General features: G+C 39.4%; 20 protein-coding genes. 5 read left to right on the top strand and 15 right to left on the bottom strand.

Going from position 1 to position 23,306, the window contains the following annotated elements; translation table 11 throughout:
- Positions 1–5 precede the first annotated feature (5 nt).
- From BBI08_RS04170 to BBI08_RS04145, 6 genes are all read right to left on the bottom strand, one after another.
- Positions 6–1,010 (bottom strand): cyclodeaminase, encoded by a 1,005-nt coding sequence (locus tag BBI08_RS04170; RefSeq protein WP_065528526.1) that lies wholly within the window; start codon positions 1,008–1,010, stop codon positions 6–8.
- A 22-nt stretch (positions 1,011–1,032) separates the two neighbouring features.
- Complete coding sequence (locus BBI08_RS04165) at positions 1,033–2,217, bottom strand: M24 family metallopeptidase (protein WP_008496725.1); 1,185 nt, start codon at positions 2,215–2,217, stop codon at positions 1,033–1,035.
- Between the two features lie 218 nt (positions 2,218–2,435).
- On the bottom strand, positions 2,436–4,142 hold the full coding sequence (locus tag BBI08_RS04160) for a PucR family transcriptional regulator (protein ID WP_008496724.1): 1,707 nt from the start codon (positions 4,140–4,142) through the stop codon (positions 2,436–2,438).
- Positions 4,143–4,316: 174 nt separating this feature from the next.
- Positions 4,317–5,309: a hydroxyectoine utilization dehydratase EutB gene (gene eutB, locus BBI08_RS04155; RefSeq protein ID WP_008496723.1), complete on the bottom strand. Its 993-nt coding sequence runs from the start codon at positions 5,307–5,309 to the stop codon at positions 4,317–4,319.
- Between the two features lie 181 nt (positions 5,310–5,490).
- Positions 5,491–7,128, bottom strand: coding sequence for an alpha-glucosidase (locus tag BBI08_RS04150; protein ID WP_008496722.1), 1,638 nt, complete (start codon positions 7,126–7,128; stop codon positions 5,491–5,493).
- 157 nt (positions 7,129–7,285) lie between these two features.
- Positions 7,286–9,307, bottom strand: a complete 2,022-nt coding sequence (locus BBI08_RS04145; RefSeq protein WP_083383293.1) for a penicillin-binding transpeptidase domain-containing protein — start codon at positions 9,305–9,307, stop codon at positions 7,286–7,288.
- A 225-nt stretch (positions 9,308–9,532) separates the two neighbouring features.
- On the opposite strand from BBI08_RS04145, the gene BBI08_RS04140 reads away from it, so the two are divergent.
- Positions 9,533–10,810, top strand: coding sequence for a glucose-6-phosphate isomerase (locus tag BBI08_RS04140; RefSeq protein WP_065528524.1), 1,278 nt, complete (start codon positions 9,533–9,535; stop codon positions 10,808–10,810).
- A 151-nt stretch (positions 10,811–10,961) separates the two neighbouring features.
- Positions 10,962–11,546, top strand: a complete 585-nt coding sequence (locus tag BBI08_RS04135; protein WP_065528523.1) for a biotin transporter BioY — start codon at positions 10,962–10,964, stop codon at positions 11,544–11,546.
- 59 nt (positions 11,547–11,605) lie between these two features.
- On the opposite strand, the gene BBI08_RS04130 is transcribed toward BBI08_RS04135, so the two are convergent.
- The 5 genes from BBI08_RS04130 to BBI08_RS04110 form a co-directional block, all read right to left on the bottom strand.
- Complete coding sequence (locus tag BBI08_RS04130; protein ID WP_008496716.1) at positions 11,606–12,079, bottom strand: HEAT repeat domain-containing protein; 474 nt, start codon at positions 12,077–12,079, stop codon at positions 11,606–11,608.
- A gap of 130 nt (positions 12,080–12,209) precedes the next feature.
- Positions 12,210–13,445: a cysteine desulfurase-like protein gene (locus tag BBI08_RS04125; protein ID WP_008496715.1), complete on the bottom strand. Its 1,236-nt coding sequence runs from the start codon at positions 13,443–13,445 to the stop codon at positions 12,210–12,212.
- A gap of 217 nt (positions 13,446–13,662) precedes the next feature.
- Positions 13,663–14,625: a TRM11 family methyltransferase gene (locus BBI08_RS04120; protein ID WP_008496714.1), complete on the bottom strand. Its 963-nt coding sequence runs from the start codon at positions 14,623–14,625 to the stop codon at positions 13,663–13,665.
- A gap of 69 nt (positions 14,626–14,694) precedes the next feature.
- Positions 14,695–15,648 (bottom strand): ketopantoate reductase family protein, encoded by a 954-nt coding sequence (locus tag BBI08_RS04115; RefSeq protein ID WP_257785802.1) that lies wholly within the window; start codon positions 15,646–15,648, stop codon positions 14,695–14,697.
- A 68-nt stretch (positions 15,649–15,716) separates the two neighbouring features.
- Positions 15,717–16,763: a YkvI family membrane protein gene (locus BBI08_RS04110; protein WP_008496711.1), complete on the bottom strand. Its 1,047-nt coding sequence runs from the start codon at positions 16,761–16,763 to the stop codon at positions 15,717–15,719.
- A gap of 205 nt (positions 16,764–16,968) precedes the next feature.
- Between BBI08_RS04110 and BBI08_RS04105 the strand changes: the two genes are divergently transcribed.
- Together BBI08_RS04105 and BBI08_RS04100 are read left to right on the top strand one after the other, a co-directional pair.
- Positions 16,969–17,520: a TVP38/TMEM64 family protein gene (locus BBI08_RS04105; RefSeq protein ID WP_008496710.1), complete on the top strand. Its 552-nt coding sequence runs from the start codon at positions 16,969–16,971 to the stop codon at positions 17,518–17,520.
- A gap of 113 nt (positions 17,521–17,633) precedes the next feature.
- Positions 17,634–18,407: an alpha/beta fold hydrolase gene (locus BBI08_RS04100; protein ID WP_008496708.1), complete on the top strand. Its 774-nt coding sequence runs from the start codon at positions 17,634–17,636 to the stop codon at positions 18,405–18,407.
- Between the two features lie 58 nt (positions 18,408–18,465).
- Here BBI08_RS04100 and BBI08_RS04095 read toward each other — a convergent pair whose 3' ends face one another.
- Entirely contained in the window at positions 18,466–19,242 is a 777-nt protein-coding gene (locus BBI08_RS04095; protein ID WP_008496707.1) for a 3-hydroxybutyrate dehydrogenase, read from the bottom strand.
- A gap of 22 nt (positions 19,243–19,264) precedes the next feature.
- A complete protein-coding gene (locus tag BBI08_RS04090; protein WP_008496706.1) occupies positions 19,265–20,584 on the bottom strand; it encodes a GntP family permease in 1,320 nt (439 codons plus the stop codon).
- A gap of 193 nt (positions 20,585–20,777) precedes the next feature.
- Between BBI08_RS04090 and BBI08_RS04085 the strand changes: the two genes are divergently transcribed.
- Entirely contained in the window at positions 20,778–21,659 is an 882-nt protein-coding gene (locus BBI08_RS04085) for a LysR family transcriptional regulator (RefSeq protein WP_008496704.1), read from the top strand.
- A 41-nt stretch (positions 21,660–21,700) separates the two neighbouring features.
- On the opposite strand, the gene BBI08_RS04080 is transcribed toward BBI08_RS04085, so the two are convergent.
- Complete coding sequence (locus BBI08_RS04080; RefSeq protein ID WP_008496703.1) at positions 21,701–22,528, bottom strand: undecaprenyl-diphosphate phosphatase; 828 nt, start codon at positions 22,526–22,528, stop codon at positions 21,701–21,703.
- Positions 22,529–22,712: 184 nt separating this feature from the next.
- A complete protein-coding gene (locus BBI08_RS04075) occupies positions 22,713–23,297 on the bottom strand; it encodes a class F sortase (RefSeq protein ID WP_237146570.1) in 585 nt (194 codons plus the stop codon).
- Positions 23,298–23,306: the final 9 nt, after the last annotated feature.

Here is a 23,306-nt window from a genome sequence, read left to right as displayed (position 1 = left end):
TCCTCTTAATTTTTTTGTGATTGGTGACTACAATCAATTTCAATACCTTTACTTCGCTTGATCATTTCGCGATAAGCGTACAACGCAATTGCCGTATCTTGTGCTCCTGTACCAGTCAAATCACAAACTGTAATTTGATCGTCATGATCTCTCCCCTTTTTTTCTTGAGAAGTTAATTGACCCAATTCTATTACATTAGAAGCATCGTTTAACGTTCCACTGGCCAAAGCATGATGCAGTTCTCCGAGGCGCATACATTGTGCGGTCGTATCACAAATTATTTTATCTGCAGATGACAAGACTTCTGCTTCTAGCTCTTGCTTATGTTCAGCATCTGACCCCATCGCCGTAATATGCAAACCGGAATGTAACCATTCTGCTTTTACTAGCGGCTCAGTTGCAGGAGTCGTCGTCACGACCAATTGGCTCTTCTTGATCACTTCTTTAGCACTTTCTGCAACTTGAACTGTTATGTTGAGTGCTGAGCTCATTTCTTCTGCAAATCGATAGGCAGCTTTAGCAGACCTTGAATAGACCAGTACTTTTTTAAAATCTCGAACCAAAGTTAAAGCAGTCAACTGCAACCTGGCTTGACTGCCGGATCCGATAATGCCAACTGTCTCGACTGTTTTTTTAGATGAATAATTTGCAGCAATGGCACCTGCTGCTGCAGTTCGGACGTCGGTTAAGTATCCATTATCTAGAAATAGAGCTTGTGGGATACCGGTTTTTGTATCCATCAGCATCATGAATCCACTACCACTTGGTAAGCCTTGTTTTGGATTATCAAAATATCCAGAAGAAACTTTAATGGCAAACATTGCTTTGCCTTTTACATATGCCGTTTTCACATCTACTTCACCGTTGTAGTCATGAATATCAAGCCGCATAATAGGCGGCATCACCACTTGTTGTTGCGCCAGTTTAGTGAAGCTGTCTTCGATTATCGATAGAGTGTCCTGATTTAGAGTGATATACTGCCTCAGCTTTTGCTCTGTGAAGATCATCAATTTTGCCTCACTCCTCGAGTTCCTATCTGATTAATGCTTCGTTTTTGACGTAAAGTCCTCTAGGTAAATTGGCGAAGGTTTCGCAACCATTTTCAGTTATCCGAAAAGATTCACTTACTTCAAAACCAGATTTGTCATACCACATCCCTGGAATCATATGGAAAGTCATATTCGGTTGTAAAATCGTCCGATCGCCTTTCCGAATACTGGCTGTATGCTCACCCCAATCAGGTGGATAATTTAGTCCCATCGAGTAACCGATTCGCGACTCTTTTGTATAACCGTATTTAGCAATTGACTTGGTCCAAGTTTCGCAAACTTCTTCTAAAGCAATTCCTGGTTTGATGATGGAAAGGCAGTCCTCAATACCTTCTACTGTCACCTGCGCAAGTTTTTTTAATTCTTCGCTCGGACTTCCAATATGGATTGTCCGGGCTAACGGGGAATGATATCGCTTATAACAACCAGCCAATTCTAAAATGACTGATTCGTTGGCTTTATAACGCGTATCAGTCCATGTTAAATGAGGAGTTGATGTTTTTTCCCCCGATGGCATAAGTGGCATAATGGCTGGGTAATCTCCACCAAACTCTTCTGTTCCTGTCACTTGTGCATAGAGAATTTTGGCTGCAACATCACATTCACGAACCCCTTCATTAATCATTTCGATTCCAGCATTCATAGCTAATTCAGCGAGCACAGCTGCTTTTTTCATATATTCGATTTCTTGATCAGACTTGACGATACGCACCCAGTTCACTAATAAAGTCGCATCTTGAAAAGTTGCATTCGGCAATCCTTTTTTCAATTGTTCATAACATTTGGCAGTGAAATAATAATTTTCCATTTCGACTCCTATACGACGTTTATCTTGTCCGATTTGCTTTAAAATATCGGCTACGAAATCCATCGGGTGTTTTGTCTCCGACTGAACATACGTATCAGGATACGAAATGATATTGTCGTGATATAGCCACGTGGTAATTTTTGCAGCATTCGCATCCATTGTGCGTCCTACCCAGATTGGCTGATCTTCGTCGTTTATAACGATTAACATTTGATGGACATAAAATGACCAGCCATCGTAACCGGAGAGGTAGTTCATATTTGCTGGATCTGTAATAAGCAAAACTTCTATTCCTTTCAATGCCATTCGTTCTTTTGTCTTCCAAATTCTTGTTTGATACTCTGCAGTGCCAACTGACATAGGAACTATCCCCCTCTTTAGTAAAATCGGTGTTACTTTTTAAATTTTCGGAATATTATATCCGTGAGTTTAGTATAGCGATTCCTTTGCGTAACTATCATCTGCAATAATGTATGAAAATTAATCTATATTATAGTCAAAATTTCTAATTATTCCGTCTTTAATGACATAAGAAAAAACCGCCACCCGCACTTTCTGTTAAAAGTGCGGGTGGCGGTTTATCCATTTTTGTTTTCTACAACGCCAATTTCCCATGTTTTAATGCTTAAATCCAACAAAAATAAATCATCAGGATCAATCAGAGAATGTCCCGTTAATGATTCGATTTTTCTAAGTCGGTAAAGTAACGATTGACGATGTAAATTTAAAGCTCTTGCTGCTTGGCTGACATTTCCGTGGTTTTGGTTATAGCATTTTAACGTGCCAATCAAATCCATATTTCGCTGTTTATCATATTCGACAAGTGGTTCGATTGTTGTCATAATCACTTTTTTCATTTCTTCATTTTGTGCAAGAGTTAACAATACACGATCTATACGCGTATCGCTGTAAAAAGTACGTTTCCCCTTGCCTTTTTTTCGCCGTCCAATATCTACTGCCAGATTGGCTTGTTGATAACTTTCAGCTAATCCTTGAAACCCTTTATTAAAGTCTCCAATTCCCCAAGAGATCGTGACTTCCGGCAAAAGATTCTTTAATCGACGTTCGATTAAATCTAAAAAATTAACGACATTATCATAATCTGTTTCCGCTGGCTTTTCTAGATAAATCAGCAATTGATTTCCTTGATAAGTCATCATTACTTCTCTTTTTAAAGACTGAGCAGCAAAGTAAATTTCTTCTTCGATATAACGAATCATGCTTTCTGTCCATTGTACATAAGAAATAATCTCTTGTTTCCGTTTTTCAAATAGTTCCTTGAAATTTTCAGGAAATCCGACTAGACAAATATATGGCAAGTCTAGGTTATATCCCAATAGTTTGGCTCTTGAGAATGCTTGGTCTGCAGAAACAAAGTCTCCTGTAGCCACTTCTTGGACGAAATCACTTCTCAAGTTTAGTTTTGTTTCTTCAATGGCATTTTTTCTAGAAAGCCATAACGATATGGTTGTGGCGGCATGTTCTAGGACAGCTACACGAAAAGGCGTTAAATAAGAAACGACTTGTAGTTCATTTGGTAGGACGACAAACACATATCCTTGAGGATCTTCAGAAATTTGTAAAACTGGAATCTGTAAGATTATTCTATCATCCAATTTTGCCATACGAAATTTCTGTAACATCGGATCGTGATTAAGTATATTTATTTCTTTACAAATTGGAAAATCTCCTTGAATCACAGCATTTTTCCATTTCTCAATAAACTCTTGAGTATGACCGTTTTCGGTTTGAATAAATCCATTTCGATCAGTTATCAACAGCTGGTGGTCAATTTGTCGTTGAATGTATTTTGAAATATTATTTAAATCCGTATCACCAAGAATTAGTTTCAACAGTTCTTGTTGCACTTTCTCTGACTTCTCACGGTCTTTATATTGTTTATCATTAATATTTTTCATTACTTCTTCGATAATAGCTGAAAATCTCACTTCCCACGGCAGTTCAATAATAACGAATTTTTGTTGTTCTGCTAGCTCAATAACTTCTACCGGAATATCAAACACATGTCGACCAGTGGCAACCATTAACGCCGATGCATTGGAGTCGATAATATCTTGTACAAATCCTTTAAACTTCTCGACATCGTTATGGCATCCAATGGCTGTCGTCAAGATTATTTCATTTTGACGGACAAAGTTCTCGACTGGCATTTCCATTACAGATATCCACTGAACCGTGCGATCAGCGACAGAATTTTTTGCTGTTAACAAGCGGGCGTTTTTTAAGATTTCATAGCTTAAAACACTTTCTACCGAAGATTGCATTGTATCCTCCTTTACGTTTAAACAAATTCCTTTGCCACAAGCAAAACAACACTTCAATTAAAAGGTTAGTTCTGATTATAGCACCGCAAAAAATCGAGGGGAACAATAATCTGTAAACTCAATTTTCTTTTTTAGTAAAAATACGGAATAACAAAGACCATTGCCTGTCCAAAATCAATTTTTGCTTTTTTCGAATGTATAGTTTTTTATTAACTGAAGCAATATGGACATATCGACATTTTGTCCTGTGATGATTACAGCCAGAGCTCCATTTTGATGAGCAACATTGTTTCCCAATATCGCAGCAATACCGGTCGCTGCTGCTCCTTCCATGATAATTCGTTGCTTATCCATCATATAAGCTATCGCATAGCCAATTTCTTCTTCAGAGCTCAGCACTATCTGATCCATAAAGGTCTGAACCATTTTAAATGTATATTGATTATTGAAACCGATTCCTCCTAGCAAACTATCCGCTAATGTTTCGCTTTCCTCTAGTTCAACTGGTTTACCCGCCTTTATGCTTTCATGCATGACAGCAGATTGTTCCATTGAAACTCCTGTAATTCGTATATCGGAACGATTGGATTTTAAAGCTAAGCCAATTCCTGAAAGCAATCCTCCTCCAGATAATGGCACCACTACATCTTTTAAATCCGGTAGATCTTCTAACAGCTCTAAACCAATCGTTCCTTGTCCTGCAATGACGAATGGATCGTCGAAGGGTTCAATCACGGTATAGCCTTTTTCTTTTGCAAGTTCGTAGCACCTTACCCCTGCAGCATCTTGACTCTTCCCTACCACTTCTATTTTCGCGCCTAAGCTTTTTAATGAATCTACCTTTGCTTTTGGAACACGACTTGAAATGCACACTACCGCACGAATTCCTAGCTTTTTTGCTACAAATGCAACTGCCATGCCATGATTTCCAGTTGAATATGTGGTAACACCTCTCACCTTTTCTTCAACACTTAAACTTAATATTTTATTGGCTGCACCTCTTACTTTAAAAGCGCCGATATCATGGGTGTTCTCTAGTTTTAAGTAAACCGGGCGCCCGAGTTTTTCTGATAAAACAAAAGACTCGATCAAAGGGGTTTTGTTAACTAAAGAAGCTATTCGTTTTTGTGCTCTTTCTACTTCTTTTATGTCTATTCTTCTACTCAAGTTTAGCGCTCCTTTCTTTGTAATGATTAGTTCCATCTTATGCTTCACTGTCGAAGATATCTATTGCTCAAAATGGTAGGTAATTCACTTTGGTTTTCATACATTTTATCGCCAAATATTTACCGATAAAAAAATCAGCCACAAAACCATTCTTAGTGAATGGTTTTGTGGCTGATTAGCATTAATAAATTTCTTTTTTCAGGAAATACACACACGTTTCATATGGTTGTAATATGCCTTTCGCTCGCTCTTCGTAATTACTCAGAAAAAGTTCAGCATCATATGGGCTATTCCAAGCACACGTTTTTTCACTTAAATTCGAAGCGATGAGCATTTTTGTATATTGATCTTCGCGTATATAGGCGTATACATAGGGACAGCCCGAGTCGGCCAGTTCGGTAGTTCCATAAACCAACACTTTCCAGTTTTGGCGCAAGTGAATCATTTTTTTATAAAACGACCAAATGGAACTCGGATCATCTTTTTGAGCTTCGACATTTAGCCATTGATAATTCGGATTTATCCCTAGCCACGGCGTAGCTTTAGAAAACCCAGCGAAATCCTGGTTGTTCCATTGCATCGGTGTACGGGCATGGTCACGGCTAATTTTTTTGATTACATGCATTACTTCTTCGTGTGGCACACCTTGTTTATACTTATAACGATAGATGTTTTTGGTTTCAATATCGTGATACATGTCAATGTCGTCAAAAGGGGCATTCGTCATTCCGATTTCTTGACCTTGATAAATAAAAGGAGTGCCTTGCATAAAGAAATACATACACCCTAAAGCCGTAGCACTTTCATACCAATATTTTTGATCATTCCCCCAAATGGAGACTGTTCTTGGTCGATCATGGTTTTCGATGTAAAGAGAATTCCAAGCAATGCCATGTGTCGCTTGTTGCCAACGATTTAACACTTCTTTTAAATCCTCGACATTCAAATCATTATCTACTCCGTTGCTATCCACTGGTTTATGCGCTTCTAAGTGAAAAATCATATTGAATTTCCCATCATGTTCACTGATCCACTTTTCCATATTGTGTGATTTCACACTATTGGCTTCACCTATTGTGACAATATCGTTATTCTTAAACGCTTGATCCCTTAGCTCCGTCAGTATGTCTTGTAAACCTTCTACTTCCGTAAACTTTTCCCATGCAGGAACATAAGGTAAATGTTGGGGATTTGGCATATCACTATAATCTTTTTTTAAGTGATTGATGGCATCTACCCGAAAACCGTCAACTCCTTTAGCCACCCACCATCGAATCATTTCATAGATGGATTCTCGCATGTCTTTGTTTTCCCAATTTAAATCGACTTGGTTTTTGGTGTAAATGTGTAAGTAATATTGCTCGGTTTTTGGATCAAATGTCCATGCCGGTCCTCCAAAAATACTTTCCCAATTCGTTTGTTGGTCACGCCATACATACCAGTCCCGCTTCGGATTGTCTTTCGAAGACTTGGATTCCAAAAACCACGGATGTTGATCACTCGTATGATTCAAGACGAGATCAATGATGAGTCTCATGCCTCTTTTATGCAGTTCTTCTAAAAGTCGGTCGAAGTCCGCCATCGTTCCCATTTCTTCCATGATTTCTTGATAATCACTGACATCGTAACCATTATCGATATTTGGTGATTTATACATTGGACAAACCCATACAATCGTAACGCCCAGCTCGGACAAGTAATCTAATTTCTCAGTTATGCCATTTAAGTCGCCAATGCCATCATCATTTGAATCATTAAAACTTCTTGGGTAAATTTGATAGACTACTGCTTCTTTCCACCAGGTTTCTTTCAAATTCATCGCCCTCTTCCTTTTAACGAAATTACTAGTGTCGGACAGATTTTCTTTTTCTATTTATTACTCTATTTATTACTCTTTCTATTCAATATTCTTTGGGAAATTCCTGCAATGAGAAAACCACCCACAAATAATACTTGCGAGTGGCTTCTTTTACTTTTTATCGAGCTTTATATTCTTCAAACACTTTCGCCGCAAATCCAGCAACATAATCACTGCCGTCATTGTCTTCGATCGATTCGATCATCATGGCAAGGATAAAATCTGGACTTTCTGAATCATAAGAAACAAAAAAGCCGTTTTCTTGTCCTTCTTCACCTATTTCCCCTTTTAATTCAGCTGTACCTGTTTTCCCTGCAATTTTCACTGTTTTGCTGTTAGCGGACTGTGCATAGCCATCCACAACAACACTGCGCATCCCGCTGCGGAGAATTCCCGCATTTTCTGCACTTAGTAATCCATCTTTCCAAACTTGGCTTTTTTCTTCATCCATAAACAATAACGGCTTGTACATCGTGCCCTCTGTTAAGAACGGCTCATACATCGTAGCCAAATGAAGAATGTTTGTCAGCATCTGCCCTTGACCAAATGAAGAATCCGCCAACTGTCCTTCAGATCCGATCGTTCCTTCATTGGAAATTTGTGAAGATTGTAGCTCTAAGGCAAATGGAATGTCTTCTCCAAAACCAAAGTTTTTTAACCCTGAAACAAATGTATCGTTGCCCATGTTAAGTGCTTGTTGCGCAAAATAAATATTGTCCGAATAAACCAAGGCTTTATTCAAATCAATTGGGTTTGGTGCTTCAGGATGTAACCGGCTAACGCGATAATCTCCCCAAGAACTGTCTTTTTGCCATGTAGCTCCCTCAATTTGAAGACCTTCCGTTGGATTTAATGTATCAGCTTCTAATCCAATCGCTGACGTTACTGGCTTAATCGTTGAACCGGGTGCATAAGCTGCACCAAAACGATTAAATAATGGATTTAACGGATCTTCGCTTAGTTCTTTAAAGCGACTTTCGCTAATGCCTAACATATATTCGTTTGGATTATAGGCGGGCGAACTAACTAAAACTAACGTTTCTCCCGTTTTTGGGTCGACTGCAGCACTTGTTCCCGCTTCGCCTTTCATCGCGTCATAAGTAGATTTTTGCAATTCTGCATCGATAGTCAAAACAATCGTTTCGCCATTTTCAGCAGCTGTTTCAGTAATCATTATTTCTTCTCCATTGTCACCTTGTTTTTGGATAAACAGTTTTATGCCATTTTTGCCATGTAAACGTTCTTCTAGCGTTAACTCAAGTCCTCTTCGACCGATAAAATCTGTCGACTTATACCCTTGGTCTTTAAGTTCTTCTAATTTTTCAGCAGTGATCGGGCCAATATAGCCGCTCAAATGTCCAAGAGCTTCTTCATATGGGTATTCGCGCATTGCTGTTTCTTGATAAGTTGCGCCTGGTATTGCTTTTACTTTCTCTAGTAATTCTTTATCATTTTTCGCGGCTTTGGAAATCGGCACAAACTGATCCTCTTGAACCCAACTTTGATTCATTTTTTCATCAATAAAATCAACGGATATTCCAAGAACTTCTGCGAGTTCTTCTTTGCTAGACTCTTTTTTGAAGTTTTCAGGAACCACACCAATGTTGTAACCTGTTCCGTTGATGGCTATCGCTTTTTGGTTTCGATCAAGAATCTCACCGCGATCTGCAGTTGTTGTCGATACCCGAACTTCATCGCCTTTTTCCAATTGTTCAAATATAAAAGATGGATCCCATTCAACAAACCAGTCTTCTGTATCGTCTTGAGATTCAACCAACAACGACATGGTTTTCTCAAACGCAACTGGTCCTGCAAGTGTGTCCATTTGTATTTGAACAGGAAAGTCAGCTGGCTTTTCAGGATCCCATTCTGTTTCTTCTGCCGGCTTTGTATAGCTCACTTCAACATTTGTAATCGCTAAGTCTTCGTAAAACTTTTGTTGGCGTTCAACAAAATCTTCTGGTGCATATGCATCTTTCGTTCCTTTATTTAAATACGCGCTATACATTTCCGTAAATTCTGCGTTGTTCCAGTGGTCTATGTATGCTTTTAGCCGCTCTTCAGGCGTTGGACTTGGTTGACAGCCCGCCAATAAGATCAGAAAAGCCAAGGTTAGAATAATTGTTATTTTTTTAGTCAAAACATAACCTCCCATTGTTTTCTTTATTTTACCAATAAATAGCTACTTGTTGAAAGATTAATCTCTTTATTTCTAATAACTGTTTCCTATTCAGTCACGTGATTTTTCAACCAAAATTCAATTTCATTGCTATAGATCAGTCTCTGTAAAGGTTTCTCCTACAAAACTTACGCAATCACCAGTTTTTATATGGTAAACTGATTACTAAACGACAGGAGGGTAACTATGGTTGAAATTACATTTTCGCAATCAATTGGTTCCGTTTTAACACTTGAAAAAAGAGCACAATTAAAACAAATTCACGAAGATCTTTACAGTAAAAAAGGAAAAGGTTCAGATTTTCTTGGCTGGTTAGATTGGCCAAGCACACTTGATTCAGCATTTATGGAGAAAGTTGAAAAAACAGCAACTCAAATCCGTGACAAGGCAGATGTATTAGTTGTTATTGGTATTGGGGGATCTTATTTAGGCGCTAAAGCTGTGTTATCTGCACTTGATCCATATTTCAAAAAAGAAACTGGATTAGAAGTAGTTTTCGCAGGTCATCAAGTAAGTGGAGAGTATTTAAAACAATTGCTTGCACATCTTGATGGTAAACGCGTTATGGTCAACGTTATTTCGAAATCAGGTAAAACGACAGAGCCTGCTATTGCGTTCCGTTTCTTAAAAGACTATATGGAAAAACGCTATGGTCAAGAAGCAGCTGAACGTATTATCGTGACAACTGACGCTGAAAAAGGGGCTTTGCTGACATTAGCTGAAGAAAATGGCTATGAGCGCTTTGTTGTTCCTGCAGATGTGGGTGGACGTTATTCAGTATTCACAGCGGTTGGTTTAGTGCCAATTGCGGCAGCTGGCTATTCAATTAAGGACTTACTTGCGGGCGCTGCTGATGCTGAAAAGGTTTATAACAATATTAACTTTGATGAAAACGTGGCTGTTCAATACGCAGCCGTTCGCCATCAATTGTATGTAGAAGGTTACACGACAGAAGTTATGGCAATTTTTGAACCAAAGCTATCATTTGTTCAAGAATGGTGGAAGCAATTGTTTGGCGAAAGTGAAGGAAAAGAAGGCAAAGGGATTTTCCCAGCATCTGTTTCGTTCACAACAGACTTGCATTCGATGGGTCAATATATTCAAGACGGCAAACGCAATTTGTTTGAAACGTTCCTATTGGTACAAGAAGCAAACGAAGATTTAACAGTTTTTGAAGCTGAAAACGATGGCGATGAACTTAATTATTTGGCTGGACTCTCGTTACAAGAATTTAACCATGTTGCACACAAAGGCACATCAAGTGCTCACTTAGATGGTGGTGTTCCTCAACTAAGCTTGACGATTCCAAAAATCGATGAGTTCCAATTAGGTCATTTACTGTACTTCTATATGCTTTCGTGTGCATACAGCGCTTATATGTTAGACATCAATCCATTTGATCAACCCGGCGTTGAAGATTATAAAAACAACGTCTTCAAGTTATTGAATAAGCCTGGATTTTAACTTTATAGAAAAAAGCTGACCTTCTCGAAAGGTCAGCTTTTTCTTTGTTTACTGTGCCCCCCACATTGTGTTAACCTAAATAAAATATAAGTTGACTTAAATATTTTCTCTCATTATACTTAATTTATCTAGAATAGTAGGAGGAAATAGAATGACAACGACGACCACTTCCAGATCGGCAAATCACTCTCGCACTTTGCAATTAGTACATATCGCCTTATTCGCTGCTTTGATGGCAATTGGTGCAAACATCGCTTCGTATTTAGTTGTAGGAGGTGTACCAATCACTCTCCAAACGTTTTTTGCTATTTTGGCAGGTCTTCTACTTGGTAGCCGTAAAGGCGCTATCGCCATGATAGTTTATGCATTTATAGGCCTTGCTGGTGTTCCAGTGTTCGCAAAATTCTCTGGTGGTATGGATACATTGCTCAGTCCAACTTTTGGATTTATTGTATCTTATGTTTTTACCGCTTATTTAGCCGGACTCATTGCCGAAAAATGGTCTACTAAAAAAGGATTTATCATTGCTGCACTAGTCGGAATGGCCGTCAATTATTTGTTTGGTACAAACTGGATGTATGCAGCTTATAAACTATGGTTTGCAGCGCCTGAAGGCTTTACGTACAAAATGGCTTGGGCATGGATGGCTGTACCACTTCCAAAAGACTTGATCTTAGCCGTTCTTGCTGGATTGTTTGGTTACCGTCTAAAACCCATCATTCAAAAATATTTATAAAAAAATCCCGAATGCCATAATGGCATCCGGGATTTTTTATGGCTAAGTTGAAACTCGAATTATCTACGACGAGGTTGCTTAAAAGGCGCTGCTTTCCATTGTTCTTCTAACCAGCTTTCGAAATCTTCGCCTTTGTCACCTTTATACGTATCGTAAATATCGCTACGCATTTTTTGTAGTTTTTCTTTAAAGTCTTCGTAAGTGTGCCCAGCTGGCAAACTTTTTTTGATGCGAACAAGTACTTTAGAAGTGTCCTTGATCAAATCATATTTTTTACGCTCTGGCATGTGAACATTTTCGCCAAAGTTTTTAAGTTGTTTATAGGCAGCTTCCTGCACTTGATAAACCGAATCGTGGTTCATGCGGTGTGTTAACAAGTCAATTGTTGGTTCGCTTTTCCAGTTGCCAAGCTCTTCAACCGCAGCTAAACGCTCTTTCCAGTTAGCCTGTCGGTTTGCAGCTTTTTTCAATTCGTCGTAATTCGGTGGTAAGTTCGTTGGTTTGTTATCAGAGTTACTGTTCGTTTGTGTCAAAATTTCATTCTCCTTTGTTTATGTCCCTTTGCGGGAAATAACGTAATGCTCTCCGTTGGCGGAACAAGTTCCTTTTAGTATAACATCAACCTCGTGCAAAGGGAAAAAAGTCGATTATTCATACTACAGTCTAAACAAATGATTTTATTGCGCCAATTAACCGGTCTACTTCTTCTTCTGTGCTATACGGTGCAAGTCCAGCGCGGACCCAGCCACCACTATCGTTGACATTTAACACATCACCTAATGTTGACGCATAGAAATGCCCCGCTGCAAGGAAAATACTATGTTCTTCCGCTAGTTTTTTGCAAATGTCTCCTGGTTCGATTCCATCTACTTGAAAAGCGATTGTAGGTGTTTTCTGAACATCCGCTGCGGCTTGTGTAACGGTTACACCATCGATTGCTGACAAGCCTTCACGAAGTCGATTTGCCAAGCGGTTTTCATGCTTTTCAATTTGTTCGATGCCGCTCACAATACGTTCTCTTCTCGTTTTCCCTTCACCAAACTGAGCAAAAAACTCAATGGCAGGACGAATTCCGGCAATGCCCTCGTGATTTTGCGTGCCGGTTTCCAACTTATCTGGATAATAGGTTGGAGAAGTAGTCAGTTTGTAAGGCTCCAACTGCTTAAAAATTTCTTCTTTAATTGCGACAATGCCGATATGCGGTCCAAAGAATTTGTAAGCTGAGCACAATAAAATATCAATTTGCATTTGGTCACGATCCATTGGTAAATGTGGCGCAGCATGAACTGCATCAGCTACGAGTAGCGCGCCTACTTTTTTTGCTCGATCTGCAAATGGTTTAAGATCGACGACTGTGCCGATCGCGTTAGAGGCCATACCGACAGCAACGACTTTTGTGTTTTCATTGATTAGTTGGTTTAGTTCCGTTAAATCTAGTGTCTTTGTTTCCGTATCAACTTTCACCCAGCGCACTTTTAAGCCACGGTCTTCTGCCATCATGATCCACGGATCAACATTGGCACGGTGGTCCATTTCGGTAACGACAATTTCGTCACCTGCATTGAAATTTTTGCCGAGAGCATTGGCGATAGCAATCGTCAATGTGGTCATATTAGCACCAAACGCCACTTCGTTTGCTTGAACGTTTAAAAAATCAGCGACAGCTAATCTAGCTTCTGAAATGACTTTTTCGGTTTCCCAACTAGTTGGAAATGCGCCGTGGAGATTGGCACCGCCTATTCTCATATAGTTTGCAATGGCATCTATGGCTGTGCCTACAACTTGTGAGCCCCCTGGTCCATCAAAATAAGCGACCGTTTTGTCTTTATATGTTCTTGTTAAAGCAGGAAATTGCTCCCGAACTTGCGTAATTGGAAAAGTCGTTTCAGTAAATTTCATCGTTTGCAGCTCCTTTTTGAGTAGGGTACTGTTACCGTATTCAATTTTTTGATGGAATCTCCTTCATTAGTTAGTGATTTTGATAATACTGTCCGAATTGGAACAAATACTGTCCGTTTCACCTAAAATACTGTCCGATTGGGAGCAAATACTGTCCCTTTCACGCCAAATACTTGCCAAACCCGATTTCAAAAAAAAACGCCGCTCATCGCGACGTTTAAATAGCTTTTTGACACATGACAATTTCACGCAAGAACAATCCTTTTTTAGCGATGCAACGGTCAGTGATGACAAATCCAGCTTCTTCAATCATATGGTCCATCGTCTCGATTGTGACGACCAATAACTTTTCAGTGATAGGGTAAGCAGCTTTTAAAATCCCTAATTGATCTGCTGGCGTGGCGTGTGTGTATAAATTATAGGGCATGTCAATAATGGCAACATCGTAAGCTGTTTCCACTTCTGCGATTGGACCCAATTCTACTCGACCAGTCAATCCAAAATGTGCAATGTTTTCACGTGAACCTTCGACAACTAGCGGATTGATGTCGCGACCGACAATATCAATGCCCATCGATAACGCTTCGACTAACACGGTACCAATTCCACAACACGGATCGACAACTTTAATACCATCTGGGTTTGGCACAGCAATATTTGCGACAGCACGTGCCACACGTGTGCTCAGTGCCGTTGAATATTCACGTGGCTTTTTCATATGTTGAAACCAAATTGGTTCACTTTGTGAATAGAGCCCCATATACCAACGTCCTTCAAAAGGCATTAAGCCAAATGTAACATCTGGATGATGGACATCTGCTTCTCCTGTTATCGCTGAACCGATTTGACGTTCAATATCTCGCTTCCCTAAATAATCAACTTGATCTTGTTCAGACAGACCATTGATTTTCAGAAAAATGACTTTGAACGTAGTATCAGCCATATCTACGTTTGCAGATTGTTCGATGATGTCTTCTAACGTGTCGCCTTCAAAAAGCACTTCAATCTGCTCTTTAATAAATGGACTACGGCTTGGGTCAACCCTTACTTTGCTTTTAATAATTTTCTCGTTCGTGTCGTTACCAAAAAAAGAACGCATTTCCATTTGGCACAATGCTTTTTCGTCATTTGTATAAGCATATGTATAAATATAGTCACCTGTTGCAGTTAATCGATTCAATTCATCCCGTCCTTATCTGCCCCATCAATCAAGACAATATCACATAAGTATAGCAGATTTAGCTCTCTGTTAGTCGACTTGCTTGCTATAATTTGCTTCGATGACTTTGATGATTCCGGTAATCATGTCATTATACGGCGTTAAGATTCCATGCTTTTTACCAAGGTTCGCTACAGCGCCATTAATGGCGTCAATTTCGGTTTTGCGTTTGTGCAAAATATCCATTAGCATCGACGACTTATTGGCAGGAAACTGTTCTTGTCCCATTTTGATGCACTTGGCGATTATTTTTTCTAAATCGACATGGACGCCTTCTGCTTCAGCGATTTCTATTGCTTCTGTTATAATGCTTCTCAATAAATTTTGACCATCTATCGTATTTAAAATATCACCATTTCGCAAACGGGTCAGAGCCGTTAATGAATTATACGCAAGATTAACGAATAATTTATTCCAGATAACGGCTTGAACATCATCCGCTAATTCGGTTGCCAATCCAGAGTGATTCAACAGTTCAACAAAATCCGCCAATTTTTCTTGCGCTCTTTTGTCTGTAGGCTGACCGATAAAATTTGTTCCAAAGCCGCGGTGAAGGATCCGTCCATCGCTTTCTACACTGGCCCCACTGCCCATCGTTCCTGCGACTAAAGGGTTGTTCGGAAAAATTTCCGCAAGTATTTCTAAATTCCCAAGACCATTTTGCATTGTCACAAATAACGTCTGTGAAGAAAATGAATCTTTTAGTTGAGTTAATACGGTCTTAGTTGCATGGGTTTTTAACATTACCAATACAAGATCATAGTCTTTAGAAATTTCCTGTACTACGGTTAATGGAATGACGGTTTTTTTGTTATCCTGCTCAATAATGGTCAATCCACATTGGTTGATCTTTTCTACGTGTGGATTTTCCCTGTTATATAGAAAGACTTCCGACGTTTGTGACTTTAAACGCCCTGCAAATAAACTTCCCATGGCACCTGCACCTACGACTAATATTTTCATCGAATTCCTCTTTTCCGGCAATATCCGTTTGACCTGAATATACCATAAAAAAACAACGGCCTCTAAAGAGACCGCTGATTCCCCTTAACTTATTTACCAGTTTTCCGGATATCTGCAACTACCAATGTCCCCACTAACAAAAGACCAAGGTAGCCAACCACTGGATATAGCCAGTTGACGAGTGCTGTAAACCCGAAGAAACTTAACACGAATGCGACAATTCCTGAAACAATCACAAAGATGCGGAAACGCCCTGTCCCCATCTCCATAAATCGTGCTGAAAACGACAGCAACAAGCTAACTGCTGTGTTGTAAATCATCGCGAAAATAACCACGGCCGTCACAATACCGATGATGGGGGAAATATTATCGGCAAGAGCCAGCATTGGCAAATCTGCTGAACCCACCACATCGACTTTTGCAAAAATCGCTAAATAACTCAACAAAATCAAAAACCCAAAACTAAGTCCGCCAATCAAGCCACCACGTGCCGCAATTTTTTCATCTTTTTCTGCGCCTCCCATCACGAGTGACATCGCTGCTCCTAACGCAATGGCCAACGATACATAGTTGATAGAAGATAATAGCCAATGCGGTGTCGCAGACAATTGTGATTTTGCAATAGGCTCTAATTCAGCGAAACTAGTATTCATCGTTAATAAACTATAAACAGTGATTCCAACAACCAATAAAACTAAAAACGGGGTTATGCTGCTGATGATGGTTATAACTTTTTTAACATTTAACATGATGGTGAGAATAACGAGGGTGATCATGATGCTGCGACCAAAAGCTGGTGCCAAATCAAATTGTTGTGAAAAAATCGATCCTGCTCCAGCAATCATTACTACTAAAATGCCAAATAAGGTGACAATTAACGTATAATCAATGACTTTGCCAAGTACCTTTCCGCTTATCGCATAGACTGCATCCTCATGCGAAATGGTCTGCATTCGACTGCCTAATCGCGTCAACACCATTCCTAAATAACCAAATAACAGGGTAGCCACTAGAACGGCTCCAAACCCCCAGTAGCCATAACTGGTAAAGTATTGAAGAATTTCTTGACCGGAAGCAAATCCTGCTCCTACTACGATTCCGATAAATGCACTTGCTATTTTCAAACTTTGTTTCATCATCTTCTCCTCCCTATTCCATAACTGTTATCTCAACAGTCTGTAGAAAAAATCACAACTTGTGATTTTTTTATAATTATTTCCTTTTCCCCATGTGTTTGTCCTTAAACATAATTCTCCTAAAAACTTCTGTTTTTCTTGCTTTTACAGCGTTTTTGGATTATCCTACCTTATTAGCAAACACTTTCAGAGAGGTTGGGATCGTATGGAGCAATTCGATCAATCCCTCGAAGTATTCATGGACAACGTCGGCTGGTTAGCACCATTTCTTTTTGTTTTATTGCATTTAGTACGTCCTTTGCTGTTCTTACCAGTTATTGCCGTCTGCATTGCTGGCGGGTATCTTTTCGGATTTTTTGAAGGCGCATTTTTATCTTTTATTGGTTTAACCTTAATGAGCTGGATATCCTACATATTAGTCAATAAATTTCCGAAGTTCCAAAAGAAAATGGCACGACTAAAAGAGAAAATCTTCCCAGACCGCACCTTGTCGGTTCCTCAAGTGATGATTTTACGCATTATGCCTTTAGTACACTTTCATTTATTATCTTTGTATTTAATCGAAATGACAAAATCGCTTAAAGAATACATGGTTATCTCTGCTTTAGGTTTGATTGCTCCGGCAATTCTTTATACAGCATTTGGCCGTGCCATTTCCGAATTCCCTTGGTATCTCACATTGAGCATGTTTATATTGCTCTTATTATTATTCAGCTTTATCGAGAAATGGCAAAACTCTCGACCAGACTCTAATTGATAAAATTTGGTAAGCACAACTTTCTGTTGTGCTTTTCATTTTGCCTGACAGCTATTTTTACTTATGCTTAGGGTATACCTATTAAAAGAGCTTATTTATAAAGGAGAATGACTATGCACGTATTTACACGCAATAATGTAGAATTATTTTACGAAGATACCGGAGAAGGACAGCCGCTTCTTTTGCTTCACGGGCTAACCAGTAATTCTGCGATGTTTTATCGCGAAATGGATTTTTTTAAACAAACTCGCCGTGTGATTGCTTTAGACTCAAGAGGTCATGGCAATTCAAGTCGCTTAGAACAATACACATTACAAGACCATATAGAAGATGCACTTGCGCTCATTGACCATTTAGATTTAACTATTGTTGATGTTTTAGGTGTGTCCATGGGCAGTTATATCGCACAAGGCATTGCCATAAAAGCGCCGCAAAAAGTAAACAAGCTCCTCTTAGTTGCTACCAAATCTTATAGTGAACAGGCGTCACTAACTGAACTTTTTGATCGATACCCTGAAAAGTTTGATGGCTTGAGCATCTCTGAGAAGATCAATGAAGCGACACGTTATATTTATCATGACCAAGAAAAGATTCAAGAATGGAATAAAAAAACGGCACAAAACAGTCGTTTACTAACAATTAAAGAGCAAGGGATCGCTGGAGACGCTATCAAAGAATTCGACTTTCGCCCACAGCTTTCTAAAATTACAGCAGAGACATTAGTCATTAGTGGGAAGCACGATGGCTTGAATCTTCCAGAAAAAGGACGCGAAACCGCAGTCGCTATTCCGGGTGCTACTTTCATGGAATTTAAACGTTCTGGCCACGCTCCCAATGTGGAACAAGATCGTCTATTTCTCGCCGTTACAGAAAACTTTCTTGACTAGTTTTTATAAAATGACAAAAAATAAACCCGTCCAGCACAAACGCTAGACGGGTTTATTTTTATTGAGCTGTATAGCCGCCATCTAAAACGACGGCTTGGCCAGTAACACCAGCAGCTTTGTCACTTGCTAAGAACATAGTATAATCCGAGATTTCTTTTACAGCCAATAAGCGCTTTTGAGGAATTAACGGATATAACACTTCTTCAAAGACTTTTTCAACTGGTACATTACGTGTTTTTGCCAAATCCTTCATCTGATTTTGAACAAGTGGCGTATCTACATAACCTGGGCACATTGCATTAACGGTAATTCCGTGTTCTGCGCCTTCAAGTGCGGCCACTTTCGTTAAACCAATTACACCATGTTTTGCACTATTGTATGCGGCTTTGCCAGCAAACCCAACAAGTCCATTGATCGAAGCCATATTGATAATTCGCCCTGACCCTTGTTTTTTCATAATCGGAAATGCATACTTGCTCGCGATAAACGGCGCAATTAACATAATGCGGATTAATAGCTCATATTTCTCTGTTGGAAATTCTTCAAGCGGTGAAATGTATTGCATCCCTGCATTATTGATTAGCACATCAAGTGACCCGTAATGAGCAACTGTTTGTTCAATCACATTTTTTATATCGTCTTCATCTGTCACATCACATTTGATGCCGATGCAATCTAATCCTTGTGACTTTAAGTTCTCAACAGCTTTTACGACAGCTTCTTCATTGATATCTGATAATACAATTTTCGCTCCTGCTTTTGCAAAATCACTACTAATTTCATAACCAATTCCGCTAGCAGCTCCTGTTATTAAAACGACTTTATTGTCTACCATTGTATTCCCTCCAAAGCTTTTGTTAAATTCCAAGTCCTAATGAAAATAGGATGATGGCAATTGTTAGTCCAAGTAATGGAACAATGACGGTTACAGCACCGACAGCACCATAGGCAGCTTTATGTGTTTCCCCACAAATCCCACGAATTGTTGTTACGACATAACCATTATGCGGCAATGAATCCAATGCCCCTGAAGAAATGGCAATCGTACGGTGAAGCGCTTCTGTGTTAACACCCATGTCAATATAATGTGGTGCTAGAAGTGGCAATGCAATAACTTGTCCACCTGAAGCAGAACCAGTTAATCCTGCGATTACGCTGACAGCGATAGCGCCACCGATTAATGGGCTTCCGGGAATGCTAGTCATCGCATCTACTGCTACTTGGAATGCTGGTACAGATTTCGCAACACCACCAAATCCAACTACAGCAGCCGTGTTACCGATTGCAATCAATGCACCAATTGTTCCATCAGACAAAGCTTTACCTAAATTCGAGAAATATTGGCGGTTTAAGAAATAGGTAGTAAGAACCCCGCCTAATAATGCGATGATTAATGCAGACGTTTTCAATGAATCATGGAAAATAAACGAAATTCCAAGAACGACAACTAACGGAATCAAGCCCATGATTGGGTTCGGAAGCTTACGATCTTCTATTACAGGATCTGTTGAACGAGCTTCAAAACGCTCCCCTTTGTTAACAGCTTTTTGAATCATTCGTTTTAACCACCAGTAACCAAATACAGCCATAAAGACAGCGACTAAAATGCTTACTTCCCAACCTGCATATGGGCTAGTTTTCAAGTATTCAATCGGTATCCAGTTTTGGATTTCAGGTGAACCAGCTGAAGTCATCGTAAATGTTACCGACCCTAAAGCTAACGCAGCAGGGATAAAACGACGCGGTAAATCCGCTTGTTTGAACAAGCTAAGTGCCATCGGGAAAACCGAGAATGCTACAACGAATAAACTAACTCCGCCATAAGTTAAAACAGCACAGGCGATAACAATCGCGAGTACAGCTTTCGATAACCCAAATTTACCAACTAACCATCTCGAGACGCTATCAGCTGCCCCACTGTCTTCCATTACTTTCCCGAAAATCGCTCCAAGTAAGAACATCGGGAACCATGCTGTGATAAATCCAGAAAAACTAGACATATAATTTGTTAATAAGTTCGCTTCGCCTTCTCCGACTAATTGCGGAAATAATGGCAGGCCACTGAAAAGTGCTACAAATAACGCAGATATTGGACCCGCGATCAATAAGTTCATGCCTCTCATCGTAAAGACGATTAAGAGAACGAGTCCCCCAATCATTCCAATCATACTCAACATTTAAAATCCTCCTTTTTTCTTCTAATGGCATTCTTTTGAAAACGCTTACTTATTTTCTTTAGAAGAGCCGTCCAATTTTCTAAATATTTAGTCCTGTTTGCTTTCATTATTGTACAACTACAAAAAGAATAGGTAAAATGAATAATAACTATAAGTTCTATAACAAATAGTTATAGAAAGAAAGAGGTTTATTATGGACATCCGACAATTAACTTACTTTGTTGCAGTTGCTAAACATAAAAGTTTTACAAAAGCCGCGCTTGCACTCCATGTGACACAACCCACTTTAAGTAAGATGGTGAGAAATTTAGAAGATGAAATGGAAGTCGTGTTGTTTGATCGCTCTTCCCGTCAAATCGGGCTGACTGATGCTGGTGCAGTTGTTTATGAGCAGGCACAAAAAATTATCCATAGTCTAGATGATTTATCAACTTCTCTTTATGATGTGATGAATTTAAAGAAGGGCAAAATAAAGATTGGACTTCCTCCAGTCATCAGCACCTTGTTCTTTCCAACTATTATTGCTGAATTTCAGCGTTCCTATCCAGAAGTCTCCATTATACTAGCAGAAGATGGCGCAAAAACTGTTGAACGAAAAGTATACGAAGGGGATGTTGACTTAGGCTTTGTCATGCTGCCCGTTGATAAAGAGAAATTTGATGTAGTTCCGTTTGTCGATCAAGAAATTAAATTACTGGTTCACGAATCGCATCCCCTTGCTCATCATGACATGATTGATTTAATCGAATTTAAAGACGATCCGTTCTTGCTTCTCAGTAAGGAATTTACATTAAACAGCCGAACAATCGAATTTTGTGTCAGTGAAGGGTTCACGCCGAAAATTGCATATGAAAGTTCACAATGGGATTTTATCGTCGGCATGGTTGAAAAAAACTTAGGTGTTACATTGATGCCGAAATTGATTTGCGACCGCGTGAAAGATGGACCGTTTAAAATGATATCCTTGACTCACACGTTTCCTTGGAGACTAGGGATTATTATGGCCAAAAATCGTTACGTCTCCTACGTTTCACGCGAATTTATCTCGTTAGTAGAAAAGTTACCAAAAGTATGACAGACAAAAAGAGCTTCCAAAAAGGAAACTCTCGAACATGATTATAGAAAAACAATGATAGCTAAAATAGCCGCTAATACAAGTCGGTAAATCGCAAATGGCATTAGCTTAATACGTGAAATCAATTTCAAGAAGAAACGGATAGAAATTAGCGCAAAAACAAAAGCCGAGATAAAGCCGACTATATAAAATGATAAATAGTCCATCGATAACGTATCCCAATTTTTCAATACCGACACAAGACTCGCGCCAAACATAATCGGAACTGCCATGATAAACGTGAAGTCTGCCGCTACCCTATGATTTAGCCCAAACAATACGCCCCCTGAAATGGTGGCACCAGAACGAGAAAAACCTGGCCATAATGAAAGACATTGCACAAAACCAATTTTCAATGCTTGAACATATGTAATTTCATCTAATGAGTTTACAGTAGGCTTTTTAGGCCCGAACTTGTCAGCAACAATCATCAAAATCGCACCGGCAACCAATGCATAAATTACCGTTTCCACACCAAACAAATGGTCGTCAATCAAATCTTTGAAAGCAAATCCTAAAACCACTGCAGGCAACATCCCTATAACAACGTGCAATAAATTAAATCGTGTACTTTCTTGTTGACCTTCCATTTTATAGAGGCCAACTAAACTAAATAAACGTTTCCAAAATACGACGACAACCGCCAGTATAGAGCCGAGCTGAATAACAATTTTAAACGTATTTGCAGGGTATTTACCTAAAAACTCCTGTGATTTTAACCACATGTCATCGACGATGATTAAATGGCCAGTAGAAGAAACAGGTGCAAATTCCGTCATACCTTCCACAAATCCTAAGATTATCGCTTTAAACAAATCAAACCATTCCATAAACCCTTCTCCTACTTTCTATAGTAAATTAAGCTCTAAATGTATGGCCACACTAATTTCTTTTACAATTGCTCTTCTTATGTTCAATTACTATAAAACGTTATCCGTTATAGAAAAGTTGCCTCCTGTTAACAAAAGAAAAACGTTGCAATGTGCCTGCGGGCACATTGCAACGTTTTTCTATTTACTCTTCTATTAGGCTTGCATAGACAATTAATCGTTCTTCTCTTGTCCCCCGCTCAAAATCGTACGTTCCTGAACAAGTAATCATTACTAATTCTGGAGAAGAAGTATAACCGAATACTTTAGTCACATCTGCCAAGTCCAGGGGAACAGATTCCATCGTGTGGATTTTGAAAGTCAAGGTTTTCTCTTCTCCTTGTATTACAACCTCGTCACCTGGCTGGAGCTTAGCAAGATCCCAGAAAATAGCTGGTCCATCAACACCATCTACGTGACCAGCTATAACTGATCGACCATTTTCTCCCGGCTCGTACCCTGGGGAAAACCAACTAACGTCTTCAATATTATTCGGAACTGCCATTTCACCGTTTTCTGTAACACCAAGATGTTGGACTTGCGCTTCAACATCAATCGCTGGAATTGTTAAGGAGCTCGGCTTAATGCCCGTTCGTTTTAATCCATTGATCGGGTTTTCCGCCGAAGCTGTTTGTGGGACACGTAATGAGACAGGCTCATCTAGTGCAAATCCCACATTTTCGGATCGAACGCTTACTTCATCGACCGATTGATGACAGCCTGCTAACAACAAAAGTGA

Source organism: Planococcus halocryophilus (assembly GCF_001687585.2).
GTDB lineage: Bacteria > Bacillota > Bacilli > Bacillales_A > Planococcaceae > Planococcus > Planococcus halocryophilus.
Note: the sequence above shows the minus strand (reverse complement) of the source record. Positions and strands in the feature narration are given on the sequence as shown.

Excerpts from the sequence above, each read along its gene's own strand:
- BBI08_RS04165 (WP_008496725.1), bottom strand. The coding sequence starts at position 2,217 with ATGTCAGTTGGCACTGCAGAGTATCAAACAAGAATTTGGAAGACAAAA.
- BBI08_RS04160 (WP_008496724.1), bottom strand. The coding sequence starts at position 4,142 with ATGCAATCTTCGGTAGAAAGTGTTTTAAGCTATGAAATCTTAAAAAAC.
- BBI08_RS04150 (WP_008496722.1), bottom strand. The coding sequence starts at position 7,128 with ATGAATTTGAAAGAAACCTGGTGGAAAGAAGCAGTAGTCTATCAAATT.
- BBI08_RS04140 (WP_065528524.1), top strand. The coding sequence starts at position 9,533 with ATGGTTGAAATTACATTTTCGCAATCAATTGGTTCCGTTTTAACACTT.
- BBI08_RS04135 (WP_065528523.1), top strand. The coding sequence starts at position 10,962 with ATGACAACGACGACCACTTCCAGATCGGCAAATCACTCTCGCACTTTG.
- BBI08_RS04125 (WP_008496715.1), bottom strand. The coding sequence starts at position 13,445 with ATGAAATTTACTGAAACGACTTTTCCAATTACGCAAGTTCGGGAGCAA.
- BBI08_RS04110 (WP_008496711.1), bottom strand. The coding sequence starts at position 16,763 with ATGAAACAAAGTTTGAAAATAGCAAGTGCATTTATCGGAATCGTAGTA.
- BBI08_RS04105 (WP_008496710.1), top strand. The coding sequence starts at position 16,969 with ATGGAGCAATTCGATCAATCCCTCGAAGTATTCATGGACAACGTCGGC.
- BBI08_RS04100 (WP_008496708.1), top strand. The coding sequence starts at position 17,634 with ATGCACGTATTTACACGCAATAATGTAGAATTATTTTACGAAGATACC.
- BBI08_RS04095 (WP_008496707.1), bottom strand. The coding sequence starts at position 19,242 with ATGGTAGACAATAAAGTCGTTTTAATAACAGGAGCTGCTAGCGGAATT.
- BBI08_RS04090 (WP_008496706.1), bottom strand. The coding sequence starts at position 20,584 with ATGTTGAGTATGATTGGAATGATTGGGGGACTCGTTCTCTTAATCGTC.
- BBI08_RS04085 (WP_008496704.1), top strand. The coding sequence starts at position 20,778 with ATGGACATCCGACAATTAACTTACTTTGTTGCAGTTGCTAAACATAAA.
- BBI08_RS04080 (WP_008496703.1), bottom strand. The coding sequence starts at position 22,528 with ATGGAATGGTTTGATTTGTTTAAAGCGATAATCTTAGGATTTGTGGAA.